The organism is Variovorax guangxiensis (genome assembly GCF_003952165.1).
Lineage (GTDB): Bacteria > Pseudomonadota > Gammaproteobacteria > Burkholderiales > Burkholderiaceae_C > Variovorax > Variovorax guangxiensis.
In genome coordinates, this window is sequence record NZ_RXFT01000013.1 from 1 (window position 1) to 19471 (window position 19471).

At 68.9% G+C, this 19471-nt stretch carries 20 protein-coding genes; 11 read left to right on the plus strand and 9 right to left on the minus strand.

Features of this window, described 5'->3' with window-relative positions; translation table 11 throughout:
• Nucleotides 1-243: 243 nt before the first annotated feature.
• A complete protein-coding gene (locus EJP67_RS25245) occupies nt 244-1044 on the minus strand; it encodes an IclR family transcriptional regulator (protein ID WP_126024491.1) in 801 nt (266 codons plus the stop codon).
• A 194-nt stretch (nt 1045-1238) separates the two neighbouring features.
• On the opposite strand from EJP67_RS25245, the gene EJP67_RS25250 reads away from it, so the two are divergent.
• The 6 genes from EJP67_RS25250 to EJP67_RS25275 all read left to right on the plus strand — a co-directional run bounded on the left by EJP67_RS25250 (nt 1239) and on the right by EJP67_RS25275 (nt 8705).
• Nucleotides 1239-2198, plus strand: a complete 960-nt coding sequence (locus EJP67_RS25250; protein WP_126024641.1) for a tripartite tricarboxylate transporter substrate binding protein — start codon at nt 1239-1241, stop codon at nt 2196-2198.
• 35 nt (nt 2199-2233) lie between these two features.
• Complete coding sequence (locus EJP67_RS25255) at nt 2234-3025, plus strand: enoyl-CoA hydratase/isomerase family protein (RefSeq protein ID WP_126024492.1); 792 nt, start codon at nt 2234-2236, stop codon at nt 3023-3025.
• A 4-nt stretch (nt 3026-3029) separates the two neighbouring features.
• Nucleotides 3030-5138, plus strand: coding sequence for an acetate--CoA ligase family protein (locus EJP67_RS25260; protein ID WP_126024493.1), 2109 nt, complete (start codon nt 3030-3032; stop codon nt 5136-5138).
• A gap of 64 nt (nt 5139-5202) precedes the next feature.
• Nucleotides 5203-6540, plus strand: a complete 1338-nt coding sequence (locus tag EJP67_RS25265; RefSeq protein ID WP_126024494.1) for an MmgE/PrpD family protein — start codon at nt 5203-5205, stop codon at nt 6538-6540.
• Nucleotides 6541-6784: 244 nt separating this feature from the next.
• Nucleotides 6785-7654 carry an alpha/beta fold hydrolase gene (locus tag EJP67_RS25270; RefSeq protein WP_126024495.1) on the plus strand — a complete coding sequence of 290 codons (870 nt, stop codon included), beginning with the start codon at nt 6785-6787 and terminating at the stop codon, nt 7652-7654.
• Between the two features lie 67 nt (nt 7655-7721).
• Nucleotides 7722-8705 (plus strand): Bug family tripartite tricarboxylate transporter substrate binding protein, encoded by a 984-nt coding sequence (locus EJP67_RS25275; protein WP_126024496.1) that lies wholly within the window; start codon nt 7722-7724, stop codon nt 8703-8705.
• A 3-nt stretch (nt 8706-8708) separates the two neighbouring features.
• Here the strand turns inward: EJP67_RS25275 and EJP67_RS25280 are convergent, their stop codons facing one another.
• The gene (locus EJP67_RS25280; protein ID WP_126024497.1) at nt 8709-9629 is read right to left on the minus strand and encodes a LysR substrate-binding domain-containing protein; all 921 of its coding nucleotides are present in this window, start codon (nt 9627-9629) and stop codon (nt 8709-8711) included.
• 102 nt (nt 9630-9731) lie between these two features.
• On the opposite strand from EJP67_RS25280, the gene EJP67_RS25285 reads away from it, so the two are divergent.
• From EJP67_RS25285 to EJP67_RS25305, 5 genes are all read left to right on the plus strand, one after another.
• Nucleotides 9732-10529 carry an SDR family NAD(P)-dependent oxidoreductase gene (locus tag EJP67_RS25285; protein ID WP_126024498.1) on the plus strand — a complete coding sequence of 266 codons (798 nt, stop codon included), beginning with the start codon at nt 9732-9734 and terminating at the stop codon, nt 10527-10529.
• 31 nt (nt 10530-10560) lie between these two features.
• On the plus strand, nt 10561-11523 hold the full coding sequence (locus EJP67_RS25290; RefSeq protein WP_126024499.1) for a Bug family tripartite tricarboxylate transporter substrate binding protein: 963 nt from the start codon (nt 10561-10563) through the stop codon (nt 11521-11523).
• Nucleotides 11523-12062, plus strand: a complete 540-nt coding sequence (locus EJP67_RS25295; RefSeq protein WP_126024500.1) for a carboxymuconolactone decarboxylase family protein — start codon at nt 11523-11525, stop codon at nt 12060-12062. The genes EJP67_RS25290 and EJP67_RS25295 overlap by 1 nt, the downstream gene beginning before the upstream one ends.
• Before the next feature lie 8 nt (nt 12063-12070).
• Complete coding sequence (locus EJP67_RS25300) at nt 12071-12970, plus strand: amidohydrolase family protein (RefSeq protein ID WP_126024501.1); 900 nt, start codon at nt 12071-12073, stop codon at nt 12968-12970.
• A 127-nt stretch (nt 12971-13097) separates the two neighbouring features.
• Entirely contained in the window at nt 13098-13637 is a 540-nt protein-coding gene (locus tag EJP67_RS25305) for a hypothetical protein (protein ID WP_126024502.1), read from the plus strand.
• A 146-nt stretch (nt 13638-13783) separates the two neighbouring features.
• Here the strand turns inward: EJP67_RS25305 and EJP67_RS25310 are convergent, their stop codons facing one another.
• From EJP67_RS25310 to EJP67_RS25340, 7 genes are all read right to left on the minus strand, one after another.
• A complete protein-coding gene (locus tag EJP67_RS25310) occupies nt 13784-14575 on the minus strand; it encodes an SDR family NAD(P)-dependent oxidoreductase (protein WP_126024503.1) in 792 nt (263 codons plus the stop codon).
• Nucleotides 14572-15081 carry a nuclear transport factor 2 family protein gene (locus EJP67_RS25315; RefSeq protein WP_126024504.1) on the minus strand — a complete coding sequence of 170 codons (510 nt, stop codon included), beginning with the start codon at nt 15079-15081 and terminating at the stop codon, nt 14572-14574. Before EJP67_RS25315 ends, EJP67_RS25310 begins: the two co-directional genes overlap by 4 nt.
• 72 nt (nt 15082-15153) lie before the next feature.
• A complete protein-coding gene (locus tag EJP67_RS25320; RefSeq protein ID WP_126024505.1) occupies nt 15154-16011 on the minus strand; it encodes an SDR family NAD(P)-dependent oxidoreductase in 858 nt (285 codons plus the stop codon).
• Nucleotides 16008-16982, minus strand: a complete 975-nt coding sequence (locus EJP67_RS25325) for a Bug family tripartite tricarboxylate transporter substrate binding protein (RefSeq protein WP_126024506.1) — start codon at nt 16980-16982, stop codon at nt 16008-16010. Before EJP67_RS25325 ends, EJP67_RS25320 begins: the two co-directional genes overlap by 4 nt.
• Before the next feature lie 14 nt (nt 16983-16996).
• Nucleotides 16997-17569, minus strand: coding sequence for a carboxymuconolactone decarboxylase family protein (locus EJP67_RS25330; RefSeq protein ID WP_126024507.1), 573 nt, complete (start codon nt 17567-17569; stop codon nt 16997-16999).
• An 8-nt stretch (nt 17570-17577) separates the two neighbouring features.
• Nucleotides 17578-18570: a Bug family tripartite tricarboxylate transporter substrate binding protein gene (locus EJP67_RS25335; protein WP_126024508.1), complete on the minus strand. Its 993-nt coding sequence runs from the start codon at nt 18568-18570 to the stop codon at nt 17578-17580.
• Between the two features lie 8 nt (nt 18571-18578).
• Entirely contained in the window at nt 18579-19442 is an 864-nt protein-coding gene (locus EJP67_RS25340; protein ID WP_126024509.1) for an SDR family NAD(P)-dependent oxidoreductase, read from the minus strand.
• Nucleotides 19443-19471 lie beyond the last annotated feature (29 nt).

Here is a 19471-nt window from a genome sequence, read left to right on the forward strand (position 1 = left end):
CCAGTATTTGTCGGGCTTCCAGCTGATCATTCAGTAGACCCAGCCCCGAGGGCGTTCACTGAAGTCGGTGAACGCCCTTTTTCATTGGGAAATCGTCTGCTGGCAGCCCAGTGTCATCTGGCGGAGTCTTCAAGATATTGGTCATTCCGACCAGCGCAAACAGCCGTTGTGCACCCATGTTTCTATCTGCTTTCCCGATTGTTCCGAATCGATCCGGGATAGCTCAGTCCACGAATGGTCAGTTCACTCAGACCTGGGCTCTCGCACCGCGAGCTCGTGGCGTACAGCCTGCGCCAGGGCGAGCAGCGACGGTCCGAGGTCCTGCGCGATTGCCTCGATCGACTCCTGTGTCGAAAGGCTGATATTCAACACGTAGATGCTGCCTTCCACCTCCAGCGGTGTAGCCAGCGCAACCACCTCGGGCTGCCAGGCCGCGGCGCAGAAGCCTCGCGTGCGGACGTCGGTGCACGCTTTCCTGATCTCGGACTCGATGCCTTTCCACTTGACGCGTCGTTTTGAAAGAAGCTGCATGAGCTGGGTCCGGTGCTGCGGCGTGAGTGAGGCCAGGTATGCGCGTCCCAGCGAGGTGAGCTCCATCGGTACGCGCTGGCCGGAAACCACGTGGCGAAGCGCGGCGCGCCTGGCGTAGCGAATCGACTCCAGGTAGACCATCTCGTCCCGGTCGGGTGCCGCCAGCCCCACGTTGATATGGCGCTGCCGGGCCAATTCGAGCATGCGCGGAGCCGCTGCCTGCAGCACGCGCGATGCGGTGCGCATCGCATGGGAGAGGCTCAGGACCGCGGGCGCCAGCCGATACGCACGCTCGGCCTTGTCGAGTTGCAGCATCCCGCTGCCGACCAGGGTTTGCGTGAGCCTGCTCACCGTGGCCTTGGACAGGCCCGTGCGCTCGGCCAGTTCGCCGTTGCCCAGCAGCTCCGAGCCGGGGCGGAACGCGCGAAGAATCTCCACGCCCCGCTCCAGCGAGCGGTTCGCGGGCGACCGTCCTGGCTTGTGATCGAGGAAGAAGCGGGCTTGATCAGTCATGGCACTGGATGAGAGAAGAGCCTGGATCATCGCAGGGAAATTCCAAGCAGTGGAATTGCATCCCCCGAACCGGAGTGCTTCCTCCTAAAGTCCGTGCACCCACTTGCGGCGTAGCCAAGAACGTCCGCGATCACCAGGGATTCACTACTTGGTTCTGGAGACATCAGATCATGACTGCTCATGGCTTGCGCAGGATGCGCGCGCTTTTCCTTCTCTTCCTCGGCTTCACTGCTTTCTTCGCCTTCGGCACGGCATTCGCCGCCTACCCCGACAAGCCCATCCGCTTCGTGGTGCCGTTCGCTCCCGGCGGGGGTACTGACATCATCGCCCGCACTTTGGGCGTCGAAATGTCCAAGGATCTCGGCCAGCCCGTGATCGTCGACAACAAGCCGGGCGCCGGAACGCTGATCGGCACCGACAACGTGGCCAAGAGCGCGCCGGACGGCTACAGCGTGGTGGTCGCCTCGTTCGCCCATGCCGTCAACCCGGCGCTGCAGCCCAAGCTTCCGTACGGCAGCAACAAGGCTTTCGCGCCGGTCATCCTCATCGGGCGCGGCCCCAACGTGCTGGTGGTGCGGCCCGACAGCCCCTACAAGTCGGTGGCCGACCTGGTCGCCGCGGCCAAGGCCAATCCGGCCAAGCTGACCTTCGCGTCGCAGGGCGCGGGCACCTCCGCCCACCTGGCCGGAGAGATGTTCGCCAACCTCGCGAAGGTCAAGCTCTCGCATATTCCCTACCGCGGCGCCGGTCCGGCGCTCACCGACCTGCTCGGCGGCCAGGTCGACATGATGTTCGCCACCGCCGCGGCGGTGTCCACCTTCGTCGACAGCGGCAAACTGCGCGCGCTCGGCGTGACCACGGCGCAGCCTTCACCCGCGTTCAAGGGCGTGCCGGCCATCGCCGCCAGCGTGCCGGGCTATGTGGTGGAGAGCTGGTACGGCCTGTACGTGCCCGCCGGCACGCCGGCGGCAGTCATCGACCGGCTCAACGCCGCGGCCCGCAAGGCGGCGCGCGCGCCCGACTTCGTGCGAAAGATCGAGCACGAAGGCCTCGTCATCAATGCCGGCCCGCCGGCGGAGCTCGACACCTACGTGCGGGCCGAGGAAGAACGCTGGGCGCGCGTGATCAAGGAAAACGGCATCAAGGCCGATTGAACGGCAGCCACCGGCCAGCCCCCAGGAAGAAGAACATGACCTACACCCTCATCGACTATCAGGTGACGGACGCCATCGCGACCGTGACATTCAACCGCCCCGACAAGCGCAACGCCATGAGCGACGACATGCGCACCGAGTTCATCGACGTGCTGGAGCGCGTGACCGCCGACAAGGGCGTCCGGGCGATGGTGCTCACCGGAGCGGGCAAGGGCTTCTGCGCGGGCGGCGACATCAGCGGGATGCAAAAGCGCATGAACGCGCCGGCGGGGGAGGTCGGCTTCAACGGCTGGCACCGCCAGCAGCGCGTGCACCACGTGCAGGCCCTGCTGCACACCATGCCCAAGCCGGTGATCGCGGCCGTCAACGGCGCCGCCTCGGGGCTGGGTGCCGACACCGCGATGGCATGCGACTTCGTCATCGCCAGCGAGTGGGCCAGCTTCACCTGGAGCTATGTGCTGCGCGGCATCATTCCCGACGGCGGCGGCATGTACTTCCTGCCGCGCCGCGTGGGCCTGCCCAAGGCCAAGGAACTGATCTTCACCGGCCGCCAAGTCAAGGTGGACGAAGCCGTCGCGCTGGGCATCGTCGATCGCAAGACCAGCGCGGAGACTCTTGTGGCCGACGCGCAGGCGTGGGCGCGCGAGCTGTCGTCCGCGTCTTCCACCGCGCTGGCGCTGACGAAGACCATCCTCAACCAGAGCTTCGAGCTCTCCTCGCACGACGTGTTCTCGCAGGGCAGCCAGGCCCAGGGCATCTGCTACACCAGCAGCGAGCACCGCGCGTCGGTGGAGGCCTTCCTGGCCAAGACGGCCTCGAAGGAGTGAGGCCATGAACGAAGCCATCGCCAAACTGCTCTCCCCGCGCAGCGTCGCCGTCATCGGCGCCTCGGCCGACCCGAAGAAGACCACGGGCCGGCCGGTGGCCTACCTGCAGAAGCACGGCTTCGCGGGGCGCATCATGCCGGTGAACCCGAAGGTCGAGCGCATCGGCGAGCTGCCGTGCTATCCCGACATCGCCTCGCTGCCCGAGGTGCCCGACGTCGCAGTCGTGCTGCTGGGCGCCGAGCGCGCCCACCTGGCCGTGAAGGAGCTCTCGCAGCGCGGCTGCGCCGCCGCCATCGTGCTGGCCAGCGGCTACACAGAGACCGGCGAGGAGGGCGCGCGTCGCCAGCAGCAGCTGGTGGAGGCTGCCGGTGCGATGCGCATCCTGGGGCCGAACACCATCGGGCTCGTCAACCTCACCGACAACATCGTGCTGTCGCCGTCCGGTGCGCTGGAGATGGACGAGTTCCAGGCCGGCGGCATCGGCGTGGTCTCGCAGAGCGGGGGCATCCTGGGCTCGCTGCTGTCGCGCGCCGCGGCGCGCGGCATCGGCCTGTCGAAGCTGATCTCCACCAGCAACGAGGTCGATCTGGAGCTGGCCGACTTCATCGATCATCTCGCCGAAGACCCGGCCACCAGGGTGATCGCGCTGTACGTCGAGACCGTGCGCAACCCCGCCAGCTTCCGTGCCGCCTGCCTGAAGGCCGCGCGCATGGGCAAGCCGGTAGTGGCCTTCAAGATCGGCCGCTCGGAAGCCGGCGCGAAGGCCGCCGTGTCGCACACCGGCGCGATGGCCGGCGCCGACAGCATGTACGACGCGCTGTTCAGGCAGGTCGGCGTGATCCGCGCGCAGAGCTTCTCCGACCTGCTCGACATTCCGGCAGCGCTGTGCACCGGCCGCAAGCTGCGCGGCGCGCGCGTCGCGATCCTCACCTCCACCGGCGGCGCCGGCACGCTGGTGTCCGACGACCTGGGCGTGGCAGGCTTCGACACGCCCGCGCCCGACGCGGCCACCGCCGATGCGCTGCGCGCGCTGCAGACCGGCAGCGAAGCCGTGCTCGACCGAAACCCCATCGACGTGACGCTCGCGGGCCTGCGCCCCGACCTGCTGCGCGGTGCCATCAATGCGCTGCTGGCGAGCCCGAGCTACGACGCGCTGGTGATCATCGTCGGCTCCTCCAGCCTCGCAATGCCCGAGCTGCTGGCCGGTGCCATCCAGGAATGCCTGCCCAACTCCGACAAGCCGGTGATGGCCTATGTGAGCCCGCATGCGCCTGAAGTGGGCGCGCTGCTCACGCGGCGCGGCGTGCCGGCCTTCACCGCCGCCGAGAGCTGCACGGCTGCGCTCGCCGGCATGCTGCGCGTGCAGCGCTTCGTGGCGCCTGCCCAAGACGAGGAGGCACCGCCGCTGGTCGAGGCCGGCGACCTGCCATCCGGCTCGCTCGACGAGGCGCAGGCCAAGCAGCTGTTCTCGCGTTTCGGCGTGCCTTGCGCCGCGGAACGCGTGGTCGCGTCGCCCGCCGAGGCCGAAGCCGCCGCGCGCGAGCTTGGCGGGCGAGTGGTGCTCAAGATCCTGTCGTCGCAGATCACGCACAAGAGCGACGTGGGCGGCGTCGCCGTCGGCCTGGGCGCCGACACCATCGGCGAGCGCATCGGCCGCATGGCGGCCGAGGTGAAGAGCCGCACCGGCACGGATGCGCAGCGCTTCCTGGTGCAGGAGATGGTCGCGGGCGGCACTGAGCTCATCCTGGGCATGCACCGCGATGCGCTGGGCACGGCCATCTTGCTGGGCATGGGCGGCGTGACGGCCGAGCTCTTCAAGGACACCACCATGCGCCTGCTGGCGCAGGACGCACGAGACGTGCAGAGTCTGAAACCGCTGAGCCGCGCCGAGGCGCTGTCGATGGCGCGCGACCTCAAGACCTGGCCGCTGCTCGACGGCTTTCGCGGCCGGCCGAAGGCCGACGTCGAAGCGCTGGTCGATGCGATCGTCGCCTTCTCGGCCATGGCGGCGCAGCTCGGCGAGCGCCTGGTCGAGGCCGAGATCAACCCCGTCTTCGTGCTGCCCCAGGGGCAGGGCGTGCGTGCCGCCGATGGGGTGGTGGTGCTGGCCTGAGCGGCGCGCCGGCAGCGTTCGCCGCTGCTTAACTTTTTTCTTTTCTCGAACCGATCGGACACCCATGCACGCCACCGAGACATTCGCCCGTTACGCCACCGAATTCCGCCAGGCCCGGCTCGACGACGAGGTGCTTCACCACGCCAAGCGCGCGGTGATCGACTGGCATGCCGCGCTGTTCCCGGGGCTCGATGTCGCACCGATGCCGCAGTTGCGCGCACTGCTGGCCGACGACCTAGGCCGCGGCCGTGCGCGTCTGCCGGACGGCCGCCTCGCACCTGCCCGAGCGGCGGCGCTGCTCAACGGCACCGCGGCCCATGCGGCCGAGGTGGACGACAGCTTCCGCGACGCCATGTACCACCCGGGCGCGGCCACCGTGGCGGCGGCGCTCGCCATCGCTCAGGAGCGCGGCGCCAGCGGGCTGGACTTCCTGCGTGGCGTGGTGCTGGGCTACGAGGTCTCCACGCGCATCGGCGTGACGATGGGGCGGGCCCACTATCGCCACTGGCATAACACCGGCACCGTGGGCACCTTCGGCGCGGCTGCATCCGCCGCCGGCCTCCTCGGGCTGCACGGCGCGCCCTTCGCCCATGCGCTCGCCACGGCCGCGACCTTCGCGGCGGGGCTGCAGCAGGCCTTCCGCATGGATTCGATGTCCAAGCCGCTGCATGCGGGCCGGGCCGCCGAGGGCGGCGTGCTCGCCGCGCAGCTGGCCGCGCAGGGCGTGACCGGTTCGCTCGACGTGCTCGACGGCGAGGCAGGCTTCGGCCGCGCCATGAGCGATGGCCCCGACTGGTCGGCGGTGGGCGACACGCTCGGGCGCGACTTCCACATCAAGCGGCTGACCTTCAAGAACCACATCGGTTGCGGCCACACCTTCGCGGCCATCGACGGGGCCCTGGAGCTGGCGCGCCGGCACGGTCTGCGGGCCGCGGACATCCGCCGCGTCCACGTGGCCACCTACGGCCCGGCGCTGGACATCGCCTGCTACGAGGATCCGCGCACCGAGAACGAGGCCCGCTTCAGCATGCGCTTCGTGGTGGCGACCGCGCTGGTGCACGGCAGCGTCCGCCTCGCGGCCTACACGCCCGAGCGGCTGGCCGATGCCGACGTGCGCGCCATGATGGCGCGCATCACGGCCGTGGTCGATCCGGAGATCGATGCGGCCTTCCCGGGTCGGCGTTCAGCCCGCGTCGAGATCGAGACGAACGATGGCCAGCGCCACGCCTGGCTGCAGCCCGACCGCAAGGGCGACCCCGAGCTGCCGCTGTCGGACGCGGAGCTCGACGACAAATTCCTGGAGCTCGCTGCGCCGGTGATCGGCGCCGAGCGTGCGCAGGCCCTGCTGCGCAACATCTGGTCGCTCGACAAGGCCGATGGGCGGCAGGGGCTGACGGCCTGAGGGGCTGCCAGCGTACGACACCGCCTTCGCGCGTTCGGTATCGACGGTCCGCGCCTGCAGGCATGCAGCGCGGAGAACCGTCGCGCCTGCGCGCTCGATTTCCACGCACGAGACCCAGACGGCGGGGAGCGACGCGGTGGCCCGCAGACTTTCTTCGCCATCGCACGGCTAGATAGCAGAAAAACATATCTGCTATAGGAGCCATGTGCTTACCCTTGATGTCGGCCCCTGAAAGACTCCAGGCATGGAGACGAAAGATTCAACCGCACAGGCCGCGACGCATGCCCCCGTATCGCGCAAGCTGATCACCTATCCCTCGGCGCGCGACGGTGCGCAGATCCGCATCGAGTACGCCGACGAAGGCGAGGGGCCCGCGATCTGCATCCTTCCTTCGCTCGCGCGGTCCGGGCGCGACTACGACGAGGTCGCGGCCATGCTGGCGCGCGAGGGCTTTCGCGTACTGCGTCCGGAGCCGCGCGGCATCGGCCGCAGCCAGGGGCCGATGCAGTCGCTGGACATGCACGACTTCGCTGCCGACGTGGCCGCAGTGCTGGACCATGAGCGCACCGGCCCGCTCTTGGTTGTCGGCCATGCGTGGGGCAGCCAGCCTGCACGCGCGCTGGCCGCGGACCGCCCGGACCTCGTGCGCGGCGTGGTGATGGCAGCCGCATCGGCGGGAAAGCTGCCGCCCGGGTCGCAGGAGAAGCCGTACGGCCGTCTGCGCGATGCTATCGACGGCGCAGGCGACCCGAGCCTGTCCGAAGCGCAGCGCATCGACTGCCTGCGGCGCGCCTTCTTCGCCCCGGGCCATGACCCGCGCGTCTGGCTGGACGGCTGGAGTGCCGAGGCGCACGAGGCGCAAAGCCACGCCCGGCGCGTGACGCCGGTCGACGACTACTTCTCCGCGGGCCAGCACGTGCCCATCCTCGATCTGCAGGCCGAGCACGACGCGGTGGTGATTCCCGGCGTGATGAAGCCCTACCTGGGCGACCGGGTCACGGTGCAGGTGGTCCGTGACGCGGGTCACGCGATGGCGCCGGAACAGCCTCGCGCGATGGCCGACGCGATCGCAGCGTTTGCGCAGCGCGTCTACGGCTCGCGCGCTGGCGCATAGCGCAACGAGGCGGCCGGCTCAGCCATGGCGGCGTCACTCGAATCACATCAATACACCAGGAGACAACATGGTCAAGAAATCCAGCCTTTCCGGCCTGAAGCTGGCGCTCGCTGGCGCGGCGCTGCTCGTGGGCGCCTTCGCTCATGCGCAGGGCTATCCGAACAAGCCGATAAGAATGGTCATTCCCTACACGCCGGGCGGCTCGATCGACACCGTCGGGCGCCTCGTGGCGGACCAACTGCAGCGACAGCTCGGACAACCCATCGTGATCGACAACGCGCCGGGCGCCTCGGGCTTCGTGGGGGCGATGCATGTGAAGAAAGCCAAGCCCGACGGCTACACGCTGCTGTTCAACGCATCGAGCCAGGCCTACCTGCCGCTGGTCGTCGCGAAGAAGACCTACGACGCGCAGCGCGACTTCACCCCCGTGGGGCAGATCGGCTACGTGCCGCTGATCGTCGCCGTCAACAACGACGTGCCGGCCAAGACCATGGGCGAGTTCGTGCGGCTGGCCAAGGCCAATCCGAACAAGTACACCTGGGCGACCTCCGGGCTCGGCACCACCAGCCACCTGAGCGAGGAGATGGTCAACCGCGCACTGGGCCTGCAGATGGAGATCGTTGCCTACAAGGGCGCCGTGCCGCAGCTGACCGACGTGATCGGCGGCCACGTCTCGGCCGCGATCTCGCCGATGCCCGGCGTCGCGCCCTTCGTGCAGGGAGGGCGCCTGCGTCCGCTCGCGGTGACCAGCAAGGTGCGTGTTCCGTCCATGCCGGATGTGCCGACGCTGTCCGAGGCGGGCATGCCCGGCTTCGAGCTGCTGTCGTGGTACGGCATCTGGGGCCCCGCGGACCTTCCCGCGGACATCGCGAACCGGCTCAACAGCGAGATCGCCAAGGCAGTCGATGCGCCTTCACTGAAGGTCAAGTTCGCCGAGCTGTCCTTCGTACCCGTGAAGTCCAGCCCGGCGCAGTTCAGGCAGCTGATCGCGGACGACCTCGCCAAGATCGGCAAGGCAGTGAAGGATGCGGGCATCCGTATCGACTTCTGAGATTCACTCTTCGCCGGCTGGCATCGGCGCCGCCGGCCGATACGCGCGAAAGTCCAGCGCCCGCAGCAGCCTCGCGGTCTCCTGGATGAGGCGGCTGGCGGGCCGCGCGGTCGGCATTGCCAGCACCAGGCTGTTCCACATGGCCGGAGGCCCGATGGGGGCTGCCCGCACCTTCGCGCGGCGCGCGCTGAGATTGAGCGCGCCCTCGGGCAGGATGGAGCAGGCCATTCCCTCCTCGACCACCGTCAGCGCCGTGTGCACGGCACCCACTTCGGCCACGATGTTCAGGTTGATCTTGCGCGGCAGCATCACCGCGTCGACCAGGCTTCGGATGGGGTTCGGCACGGCGGGCAGGATCAGCGGGAAATCGGCAAGGGATGCCAGCGAGACGCGCTCGGGCAGCCGATAGCCTTCTGGCGTGACGAGCAGCAGCCGCTCGCGCATCAGGGGCTCGTAGCTCAGCAACGGCGTTGGCGGAGGGTCGAAGAGCACGCCGACGTCGATGCGCCCGGCCAGCAAGCCCTCGCGCAGCGAGAGGCTCAGCCCTTCCACCACCGACAGCATCGCATTGGGCAGCCGTTCGCGGAACTCCCGCACGAGCGGCACGCACAGGCCGCTGGCTACCCGGTTCGGCAGCCCCACCACCACCTTGCCGGCGGGTTCGTCGCTCATCTCCTTGATCTCGAACAGGGCCTGCGCGGCTGCGTTGAGCATGACGCGGGCATGGGCTTGCAGCGCATGGCCCGCCTGCGTCGGCGTGACGCCGCGGCCGGTGCGTTCCAGCAGGCGCTGGCCGAGCTCCTGTTCAAGCAATGCGACCTGTCGGCTGATGCTCGGTTGCGCCAGGTTCAGGGCGGCCGCGGCGCGGCTGAAGCTGCCTTTCTCGACCACGACGACGAAGTACTCGAGCTGTTTGAGATCCATAGCGCAAAGACATATCTGATATAGGCCTCATTCGATTTAACTTTGCTTGCGTTCGGCCCAGACTCAAGGTTTTCCCGGGGAAGCCGGGCTCGAGGAGCAACGATGAAGAGATTCGAATCGAAGGTCGCGATCGTGACCGGCGCGGGCTGCGTGGGCGCAGGCTGGGGCAACGGTCGCGCGATGGCCGTGCGGCTCGCGGAAGAGGGCGCCAGGGTGCTCGCGGTCGACCGCGACGCCGAGCGCCTGGCCGAGACCCTGTCGCTCGCTGGCAGCGCCGCGGCATCCATCACCACCTGCATCTGCGACGTGACCGGTTCCGCGAGCGTGCAAGCGATGGTCGAGGCCTGCATCGAGACCTATGGCGCGCCCGACATCCTGATCAACAACGTCGGCGGCTCGGCCGCGGGCGGCCCGGTGCAGCTCAGCGAAGAGGCCTGGGACACGCAGATCGACGTCAATCTCAAGAGCGTGTTCCTCACCTGCAAGCACGTGCTGCCGCACATGATCGAGCGCAAGCGCGGCGCCATCGTCAACGTGGCCTCGACCTCGGGCCTGCGCTGGACCGGCAGCGCGCAGGTGGCCTATGCGGCCAGCAAGGCCGGGGTGATCCATCTGTCGCGCGTGGTGGCGGTCCAGCATGCGGCCGACGGCGTGCGCGTCAACACCGTGGTGCCGGGACAGCTGCACACCCCGATGGTCGAGGCACGCCTGGCCAGGCAGCGCACCGGTGGCGACATCGAAGCGCTGCTGGCGTCGCGCGTCAAGCGCATCCCGCTGGGCTTCATGGGCGACGGCCGCGACACGGCGAGCGCGGCGCTCTACCTCGCCAGCGACGAAGCCCGCTTCGTGACCGGCACCGAACTGGTCGTGGACGGCGGCATGACGGCGCGCTGCGACTGAGCGGCCCGCAAGGCAAGCAAGGAGACAAGCGATGAAGAGAAGACAAGTCCTGGCCGCGGCCGCGATGCTTTCGCTGGCATCTGCCGCATTCGCGCAGGCCGGCGGGAAGCCGGTCCGCATCGTCACCTCGTTCAGCCCGGGCGGCCCGGTCGACTTCGTGGCGCGCACGCTGGCCGAGCAGCTCGGGCGCGAACTCAAGCGCCCGGTCATCGTCGACAACAAGCCCGGCGCCAACGGCGCGCTCGGCGCATTGGAAACCCTGCGCTCCGAAGCGGATGGCAGCACGATCTGGATCACCAGCGTGGGCGCTGCCGCCATCAATCCGTCGCTGGTCGAGAAGTCGCCCTACGACACCCAGCGCGACTTCGCGCCGGTCTCGCTCGTGGCGAACAACGTGGAAGTGCTCGTGGTCGGCGCGAAGGACCCTGCAGCGGATGCCGCGGAGTTCGTGAAGACGGCCAAGGCCAGCAAGGAGTCCACGCCGATGGCCTCTTCGGGGTCCGGCAGCATTCCCCATCTGGCCCTGATTCAGCTCGAGGAAGCCACCGGCGCACGCTTCCTGCATGTGCCGTACAAAGGCATGGCACCGGCTTTCACGGACCTGATGGGCGGCCAGGTCAAGGGCGTGTTCGCCGACGTCGCGGCGATCATGCCGCACGTGCAGGGCGGCCGGCTCAAGGCGATCGGCATCGCGGCGGGCAAGCGCCATCCTTCGCTGCCGCAGGTCAAGACCTTCGACGAGCAGGGCATCAAGGCCGTGGACACGAACAACTGGTATGCGCTCTTCGTCTCGGCGAAGACGTCTCCGGCGGTGGTGCAGGAGCTGAACAAGGCCGTGCGCAGCGCGATCGCCAACCCCGATGTCAGCGCCCGGCTGCTGCGTGGTGGCGCCGAGCCGAAGACATCCACGCCGCAGGAGCTTGCAGCGCTGCTGAAGGCCGACACGGCCAAGTGGGCCGCATTGATCAAGTCACGCAACATCAAGGCTGAATGATGAGCACGAGCCACATCCGCGTTCCGCTGGTGGTGCCGGGCACGGTTCCCGAGCTCGCCGGCATCGAGGCCCGCATCCTCTCGGAGCGCGGCCGGATCTCGCTGCTCTACCAGGTGCTGCTCAACAGCCCGAGCATCGCCAGTGGCTGGGAGTCGATGCTGACGGCCGTGCGCAACCGCACATCGGTGCCGGCCGACCTGCGCGAGATGATCATCCTGCGCGTCGCCGTGCTCAACGAGGCGGCCTTCGAGTTCGAGGCGCATGTGCCGCATGCGTTGAAGGCCGGATTCGCGCAGGAGAAGATCGATGCGCTGTGCGCGCCCGATCCCGCAGGCGCCTTTGAAGGGGTCTTCACGCAGGATGAGCTTCTGCTGCTGGCGCTGACCGATAGGATGACGCGCGATGTCAAGGTGCCCACCGAGCTGATGGACCGCCTGAACGTGCGCTTCGAGCCTTCGGCCGTGGTCGAAGTGGTCGCCACCGCGGCGGCCTACAACATGGTGTCGCGATTCCTCGTGGCGCTGAACATTTCGCACTAGACACCGCCATGACAGATGCAACCACCGAGGCCGGCGTTCCCTCGAGGACCTATCTGGAGCGACCCTCGCAACCGAGCCTGCGCCTGCCACCCGGGGCCTGCGACAGCCATGTGCACGTCTTCGGGCCGACCGCGCGCTTTCCTTATGCGCCAGGCCGCCCGGCCACGCCGCTGGAAGCGCCCAAGGAGACGCTGTTCGCGCTGCATCGCGCCCTGGGCATCGAGCGCTGCGTGATCGTGCAGTCGATCACGCACGGCACCGACAACCGCGTGGTCGAGGACGCCATCGCGGCGGGGCAGGGCCGCTATCTCGGCATCGCCCTGGTCGAGGCCGACGTGCCCGATGCCGAACTCCAGCGCCTGGCGCAAGCGGGCATGCGCGGCGTGCGCTTCAACTTCATGCGGCATATCGCGACCACCGCGGGCGTCGAGGCGGTGCTCGCGCTGACGCCGCGCCTGGCTGCCGTCGGCATGCATTTGCAGGTGCACTTCGAGAGCGAGCTGGTCCACGAACTCTCCGCGCCGCTGCAGCGCAGCCAGGTTCCGGTGGTGATCGACCACATGGGGCGCGTGGATGCCACGCGCGGGCCGGATGCTTCCGACTTCCAGGCGCTGCTGAAGCTGCTGGAGAACCCGCGTTTCCACGTGAAGGTCAGCGGCATCGATCGCGTCGACGCGCATGCACCGCCGGCCGGGCGCTATGCCCATGGCGAGGCGCTGGCCCGCATCCTGGTGGAGCGCTTTCCCGAGCGCTGCGTGTGGGGCACCGACTGGCCGCATCCCAACCACACCCACATTCCCGACGACGGCGTGCTCGTGGATGCACTGGGCCGTATCGCGCCGGATGCGAGGCATCTGGAGCAGTTGCTCGTGCATAACCCCCAGGCCCTGTACCGGTTTCCAACCTGAGCCGCGGCTTCGACGCCACACGGTTCCATCCGAGGTGCACATGTCAACAACTGGCCGGATTCCAACCGACGTCGTACTCCTGCGATGCCATGGCCCGCTCTCGACTCCGGCTGGGTTCGGCGAGGGAGTGGCGACTTTGCCTTGCTGGAAGGGAATCGGTGGCCGCATCGTCCGGCATATTCATTCGCAGGCGCTGCAGCTCTCGTACGTCTACCTGGGATTGCCTCGCCGCACGGCGCTGTCGAGGCACTGCCTGATCGAGCTCGCCACGGAGGCGGGCAAGGTCTGGCCCGGCACACGGGTGGCGGCCTCCCGCCTGACGCTGATGCACGACATCGCCGGTGCCAGCGCGGACTCGCCGGCGCGCTCTCACTACGTCGTCGAGATGAAACCCGAACCCGGCTGGGGCATCGAGCTGCAACGCTGGTACGACCAGGAGCACCTGCCCGCGCTGGCCGCGGTGCCGGGCTGCATACGCGCCCAGCGCTTCTGGAACAACGACGACGAGCAGGAGTCGCTGGCGTGCTACGACCTCGTCTCGGACCGGACCACGGCCTCCGCCGAATGGCTGGCGGTCCGCGAGACGAGCTGGAGCGCTCGCGTGCGGCCCCATTTCATGAAGCCCGTGCGAACCATGTTCGCCCTGGCCGACGCCGCTCTGCCTTAGGTGATCGTCCGGCCCGCCGGCAGGAACTGCTGCGGTCGGCACGGACGGCGACCAGTTCGCGCGCCCCCTTGGCGCGATGCGGCGCGATACGGCGCGATGCCTCGCGCGAGGCAGCCCTGCATCGAAGCAGCAGTCCTGCGCCCTCGCTACCGCGCCGAGGCGCCGCCATCGACCGGAATGATCGCCCCGGTCATGTAGCTGGAAGCAGGCGAGGCCAGCAGCAGGGCCAGTCCCTTGATCTCGTCGGCCTGGGCCACGCGGCCGAGGGGAATGTGGGTGCGCATCCGCTCGGCGGATTCGGGAAGGCGCAGGCGCCCGCCGTTGATGTTGGTGGCGAAGGGGCCGGGCGCGATGGCGTTCACCAGCACGTTGTGCGGTGCCAGCTCCATGGCGGCCTGCCTCACCAGGTTGTTCGCCGCCGCCTTCGAGGTGACGTAGGCGTAGCCCGAGAGCGACTCGGAGCGCAGGCCCGCGATCGATGTGGTCACGACGATGCGTCCCTCCCGGCGCGGCTTCATGTGCCGCGCCGCGGCGCGCACGGTGTGCAGCACGCCGTCGAGGTTGATGCGCAGTACCTTGTCCCAGTGCGCGAGGTCGATGTTCTCCAGCTGGCCCGCCTCCACGACGAAGCCGCGTCCTGCGCTGATGCCCGCGTTCGCGAACACGCAGTCGATGGCGCCGTGGCGCGCAGCCATGCTGTCCACCAGCGCGTCAACGGCCGTGGCGTCGGCCACGTCCAGCGTCGCACCTTCAACGAGCGGATAGCGCGATTTCAGGCGCTGCACCTCGGTGTCCAGCGCCTGCGCATCCATGTCGGTCATGAGCGTGCGTGCGCCGGCCTCCAGCATGGTCTCGGCGTATGCCAGGCCGAGGCCGCTGGCGGCGCCGGTGACCAGCACGCTGCGCCCGGTGAGGTCGAAGAGTGAAGGGATGCTCATACGGCCTCCGCCTTCTTCGTCATTGGCAGCAGGGTCTCCCAGTGCTCCGCCGCCTCGATCATGTAGTGGACCGTGAGCACCACCTTCTTGAAGTACCACCGACCGTCGATGCGCACGTAGGCGTCGTCGAAGCGGCCCACCACGTAGAAGCTCTTGCCGCCGTGCACCGGGCGGCCGTCCAGGTACGACTGGCCGGTGCCCGTGTCGCCGTCGACGCTCACCTCGTGCTGGTGGATGAACTGCCGCGCGTACTGCACGGGGAAGTTCTCGAAGAAGGTGCGGATGGCCTCGCGGCCGAAGACCTCGGGTCGGCCGTTGTAGATGACGCTGGCGTCCGGCGCGAACAGTTCGTACAGGCGCGGGCCCTGGTCCTCGTTGACCAGCGTGTGGTAGCGCGCACGAAGGGCGCGGATCGCCTCCACGCTCTCCAGCTGGTCGACGCGGCGCTGAAGGGCCTGAAGTTGCTGTGCGACCTGCGCGAGCGTGTTGCCGGAATCCGTGTTCATTCGAAGTCTCCTGTAGAAAGTGCTCGGCCCTGGCAGCGCAGGGCCGTCGTGTGGAAGGAAGAAAGCTCCGTCTCACCCCGCGTCGGGGTGCTGCGCGCCGAAGTCGGAAAGGATCGCGCGCATGCGCTTCTCGACCGACGCGCCCGTGTGGGCGTGCGGGATGACGTAGAAGCGCCCCGCGCGCACGGCCGCCAGCGTGGCCGAGGCGACGTCCGTCGCGTCGATGGGGGATGCCGCCATGCCTTGGCGCACCCTCTCGTCATAGGTTGCGGCGGGCGCGACGGTATCGGCGAGGTTTTCGGGCCGGTTGCGCTGGGACACGTGAATGCCGGTGGGCAGCAGCGAAGGGCAGACCACGGTCACGCCGATTGGCGAGCCGGCCTGCTCCAGGTCGCGCGCGAGGCATTCCGAGAAGGCGACCACCGCGTGCTTGCTCGCGCTGTACACGGCGGAGCCCGCCAGCGTCGCGAGCCCGGCGGCCGACGCCGTGTTGATCACATGGGCCGGGCGGCCGCGTGCGCGCATGCGCGGAACGAAGCTGCGCACGCCGTTGGCGACGCCCAGCACGTTCACGCCCAGCACCCACTGCCAGTCCGCATCGGTCGCGGCCCAGGCGGGCCCGAGCACCGCGACGCCCGCATTGTTGAAGAGCCAGTCGACGCCGCCGAAGCGGTCGTCGCAGGCTTGTGCGAAGGCTTCGACGTCTGCGGCGCGACTCACGTCGCAGCGCTGCGCCAGCGTGGGCACGCCCATCGATCGAACCAGCGCCTCGGTGGCTGCGAGCGCCTCGACCTCCACGTCGGCGAGCGCCACGGCCATGCCCTCGCCCGCGCAGGCCAGGGCCAGCGCGCGGCCGATGCCGCTGCCCGCGCCGGTGACGGCGGCCACGGCGGGTGCAGCGAGGGTGCGCGGTGTGGAGGCAGCAGTCATTCCAGCGTCACTCCCGCCGTGCGAAGGACTTCCGTCCACTTGGCGGCTTCCTTGGCCACATAGACCTGGAACTCCGCATGCGGCATGTCGATGATGAAGCCGCCCGCCGATTCGAGCGTGTTCTTCACCTCCTGCGAGCGCAGGGCTTCCGAGGTCTCCACCGACAGGCGCTTGACGATGTGCTCCGGCGTCTTCGCGGGCGCGAAGAACCCGCCCCAGGTCAGCGACTCGACGCCTGGGTAGCCGGCCTCCGCCATGGTCGGCACCTCCGGCAGCATCGGCATGCGCTGTCCGCGCGTGACTGCCAGTGCGCGCAGCTTGCCGCCGCGGATGTGCGGCGCGGCGGTCTGGAGGAAGTCGAACATCGCATCGACGTTGCCCGAGACGAGGTCGACCAGTGCCGCTGAAGTCGCCTTGTAAGGCACGTGCGTGAAGCGCGCGCCGGTGCGCGTCTGCAGCAGCTCCAGGCACAGGTGCCCGCCGGTGCCGTTGCCGCCCGAGCCGAAGTTGAGCTTGCCCGGGTTCTTCTTCGCGAGCTCGACCAGTTCACTCACCGAACCGACGCCGAGCCTGGGGTTCACCACCAGCACGTTCGGGTTGCCCGAGAGTCCGTGGATGGCCACGAAGTCCTTCACCGGGTCGTAGCGGATCGTCTTGTACAGCGCGCTGTTGGTGCCCTGGGTGCCCTGCGTGCCCAGCAGCAGCGTGTAGCCGTCAGGCGGCGCGCGCGAGACGAACTCCGCGCCGATCGAGCCGCTCACGCCCACCTTGTTGTCGATCACGATGGGCTGCCCCAGTCGCGCGGCGAGCACGCGCGCGATCACGCGGGCCTGCAGGTCGACGACGCTGCCTGCCGAAAAGGGCACCACCAGCGTGATGGGCCGGCTGGGGTAGGTCTCCTGGGCGCGCAGCACCGGCGCAAGCGGAAGCAGGCCGGTGGCGAGCGCGAATTGGCGTCGGTTGAGGCTCATGTGTGTCTCCCGGATCAGTTCTGCCTGAGGATCTCGGCCCACGGGGCGTGGCCCGCGAGCACGTCGCTGCCTTCCAGGTCGACCTCGAAGTTCTCGAGAACGCGGCACACCAGCATGTAGTAGCCGATGGTCATCACGACCTCCATCAGCTGCTGGTGCGGCAGTTGCGCGGCCAGCGCATCGAACATCTCGCTCGGCGCCTTGACCTGGCGCACCACGGCGTCGGTGAAATCGAGCACGCGGCATTCGAGTTCGCTGAACGGGGCCCTGTCGACGCTGCCTTGCGGATGGTCGAGCACCGCCTCGACCTGGGTGGCTGGCACGCCGGCCTGCGCAGCCACGCGGCGGTGCTGTGTCACCTCGTAGCTGGAGCCGCACAGCGCACCCACGCGCAGGATCACCAGCTCGCGCTGCGACACCGGCAGCGAGGCGTGCCGCAGGATGCTGGAGCCCAGGGCCAGGAAGCCCTGCGCGGTGGCGCCGCCGTGAGCCACCATGCGGTAGATGTTGAGAGGAGGGCGCCCGCCCAGCAGTGCGTGGAGTTCAGCGGGCGCCTGGGCGAGGTCGAAGTAGGGGATGCGAGCCATGGTCTTTTTCAGTCGAGTCGGATGGCGGCGGCGCGGATCACTTCGCGCCACCGGAGGGTTTCGCTGCGCGCGAAGTCGGCCAGCGCCTGGGACGTGCCGCCCTGGGGCTCGATGGTCAGTTCGCGCATGCGATCGGCCACTGCCGCGGTCTGCAGCGCGCGGTTCACTTCCTGGTTGAGCCTGTCGATGACGGGCGGCGGCGTGCCGCTGGGAGCCCAAAGTCCGCCCCAGGCCGCGATCTCGCAGTCCGGCAGTCCCAGTTCCTCGAAGGTCGGTACCTGCGGCAGCAGCGGCAGCCGGGCGCGCGAGGTGACGGCCAGCGGGCGGATCTTCTCGCTGCGGATGTAGGCGAGGTTGCCCGCCACGTTGTCGAAGATCGCAGGCACCTGCCCACCGAGCACGTCGGTGAGCGCTGGAGCGCTGCCCTTGTACGGGATGTGTGCGAGCTGCACCTTGGCCGCGCGGTTGAGCAGCACGAGCGAAAGATGGCCGCTGGTGGCATTGCCGGGCGTGGCGACGGCGATGCGCTCGGGCTTGGCCCTGGCCATGGCCAGAAAGCTCTTGAGGTCGCGCGTCTCGAAGGCCGGGTTGACGCACAGCACGTTGTAGACCTTGCCTTCGAGCGCGATGGGCGCGAAGTCCTTCACCGGGTCGTAGTCCAGCTTCGGATAGAGGCTGACGTTCATCGCGTGGGTTGCGTTGCTGCCGTAGAAGAGCGTGTAGCCGTCGGGCGCACTGCGCGCCGCTGCCGCGGCCGCGATGTTTCCGGAGGCGCCCGGACGGTTGTCGACGATCACCGGCTGGCCCAGCTGGCGGCCCAGTTGCTCGGCCAGGCGCCGCGAAGACTGGTCGGCCGAGCCGCCCGCCGGAAAGCCCACGATCAGGCGTGTGGGGCGGCTGGGGTAGGCATCGTCGCGCGCCGCCATCGCGGCGCCCAGGTGCGGCGCCGCGACCGTGCAGGCGGCTGCCTGGAGGAATCGGCGTCTCTGAAGCGGCTGCATGGTCTTGCTCAGGCCGAGGCGCGCGGCGCGGCGATGCCGCCGGTCAGGCCGCCATCGACGACCAGCGCGTGGCCGTTCACGTAGGAGGCTTCGTGCGACATCAGGAAAAGGGCCGCATAGGCCACTTCCCAGCCGGTTCCCTGGCGGCCGAAGGGCAGCGGCATCGCGAGGCGGTCGGACCTGCGGCGCGTCGCCGCGCGGCCGATGGGCGTGTCCATCAGGCCGGGCAGGATGCTGTTGCAGCGCACGCCCCTAACCTGCCCCGCCATCGCGATGGAGCGGGCGAGCGACACCTGCGCCGCCTTGGTCGTCTCGTAGGCCGGGTTGAAGCTGGAGTTGCGCAGCGCCGCGATCGACGACAGCAGCACGATGGAGCCGCCGGGCGCCATGTGCCGCAGCGCCTGCTGCCCGAACAGCATGCACGAGCGCACGTTGGTGGCGTGCTCTCGGTCCCAGGCCTCGGCGGTCTGGTTGTCCAGCGAGAGCCCGCTGGCCACGCCCACCACCATCACGAGGCCGTCGAGGCCGCCCATCTTCTGCACCGCGCGCTCCACCGTCGAAGCTGCGGCCTCGGGCTGCGAGACGTCGGCCACCTCGGCATGGGCCGTCGCGCCCGATGCGCGCACCAGCTCGCAGGTCTGCTGCAGCGAGGCGGGATTGATGTCGACGCAGGTCAGCGTTGCGCCCTCGTGCGCGAACAGCAGCGAGATCGCCCGGCCGTTGCCCACGGGCGGATCGGGGTCGTCGATGTCGCGCTGGCCCGCGCCCACCACCAGGATGCGCCGCTGCGCGAGGCGTTGCGCGGAGGGGCGGAGGTTGCCGAGCGCTTCGGCGAAAAGCTGCTGCTCGGGCTGGATGGCTTGCGAGGGCATGAACGTCTCCTTCTTCGTCTTTCAATGCG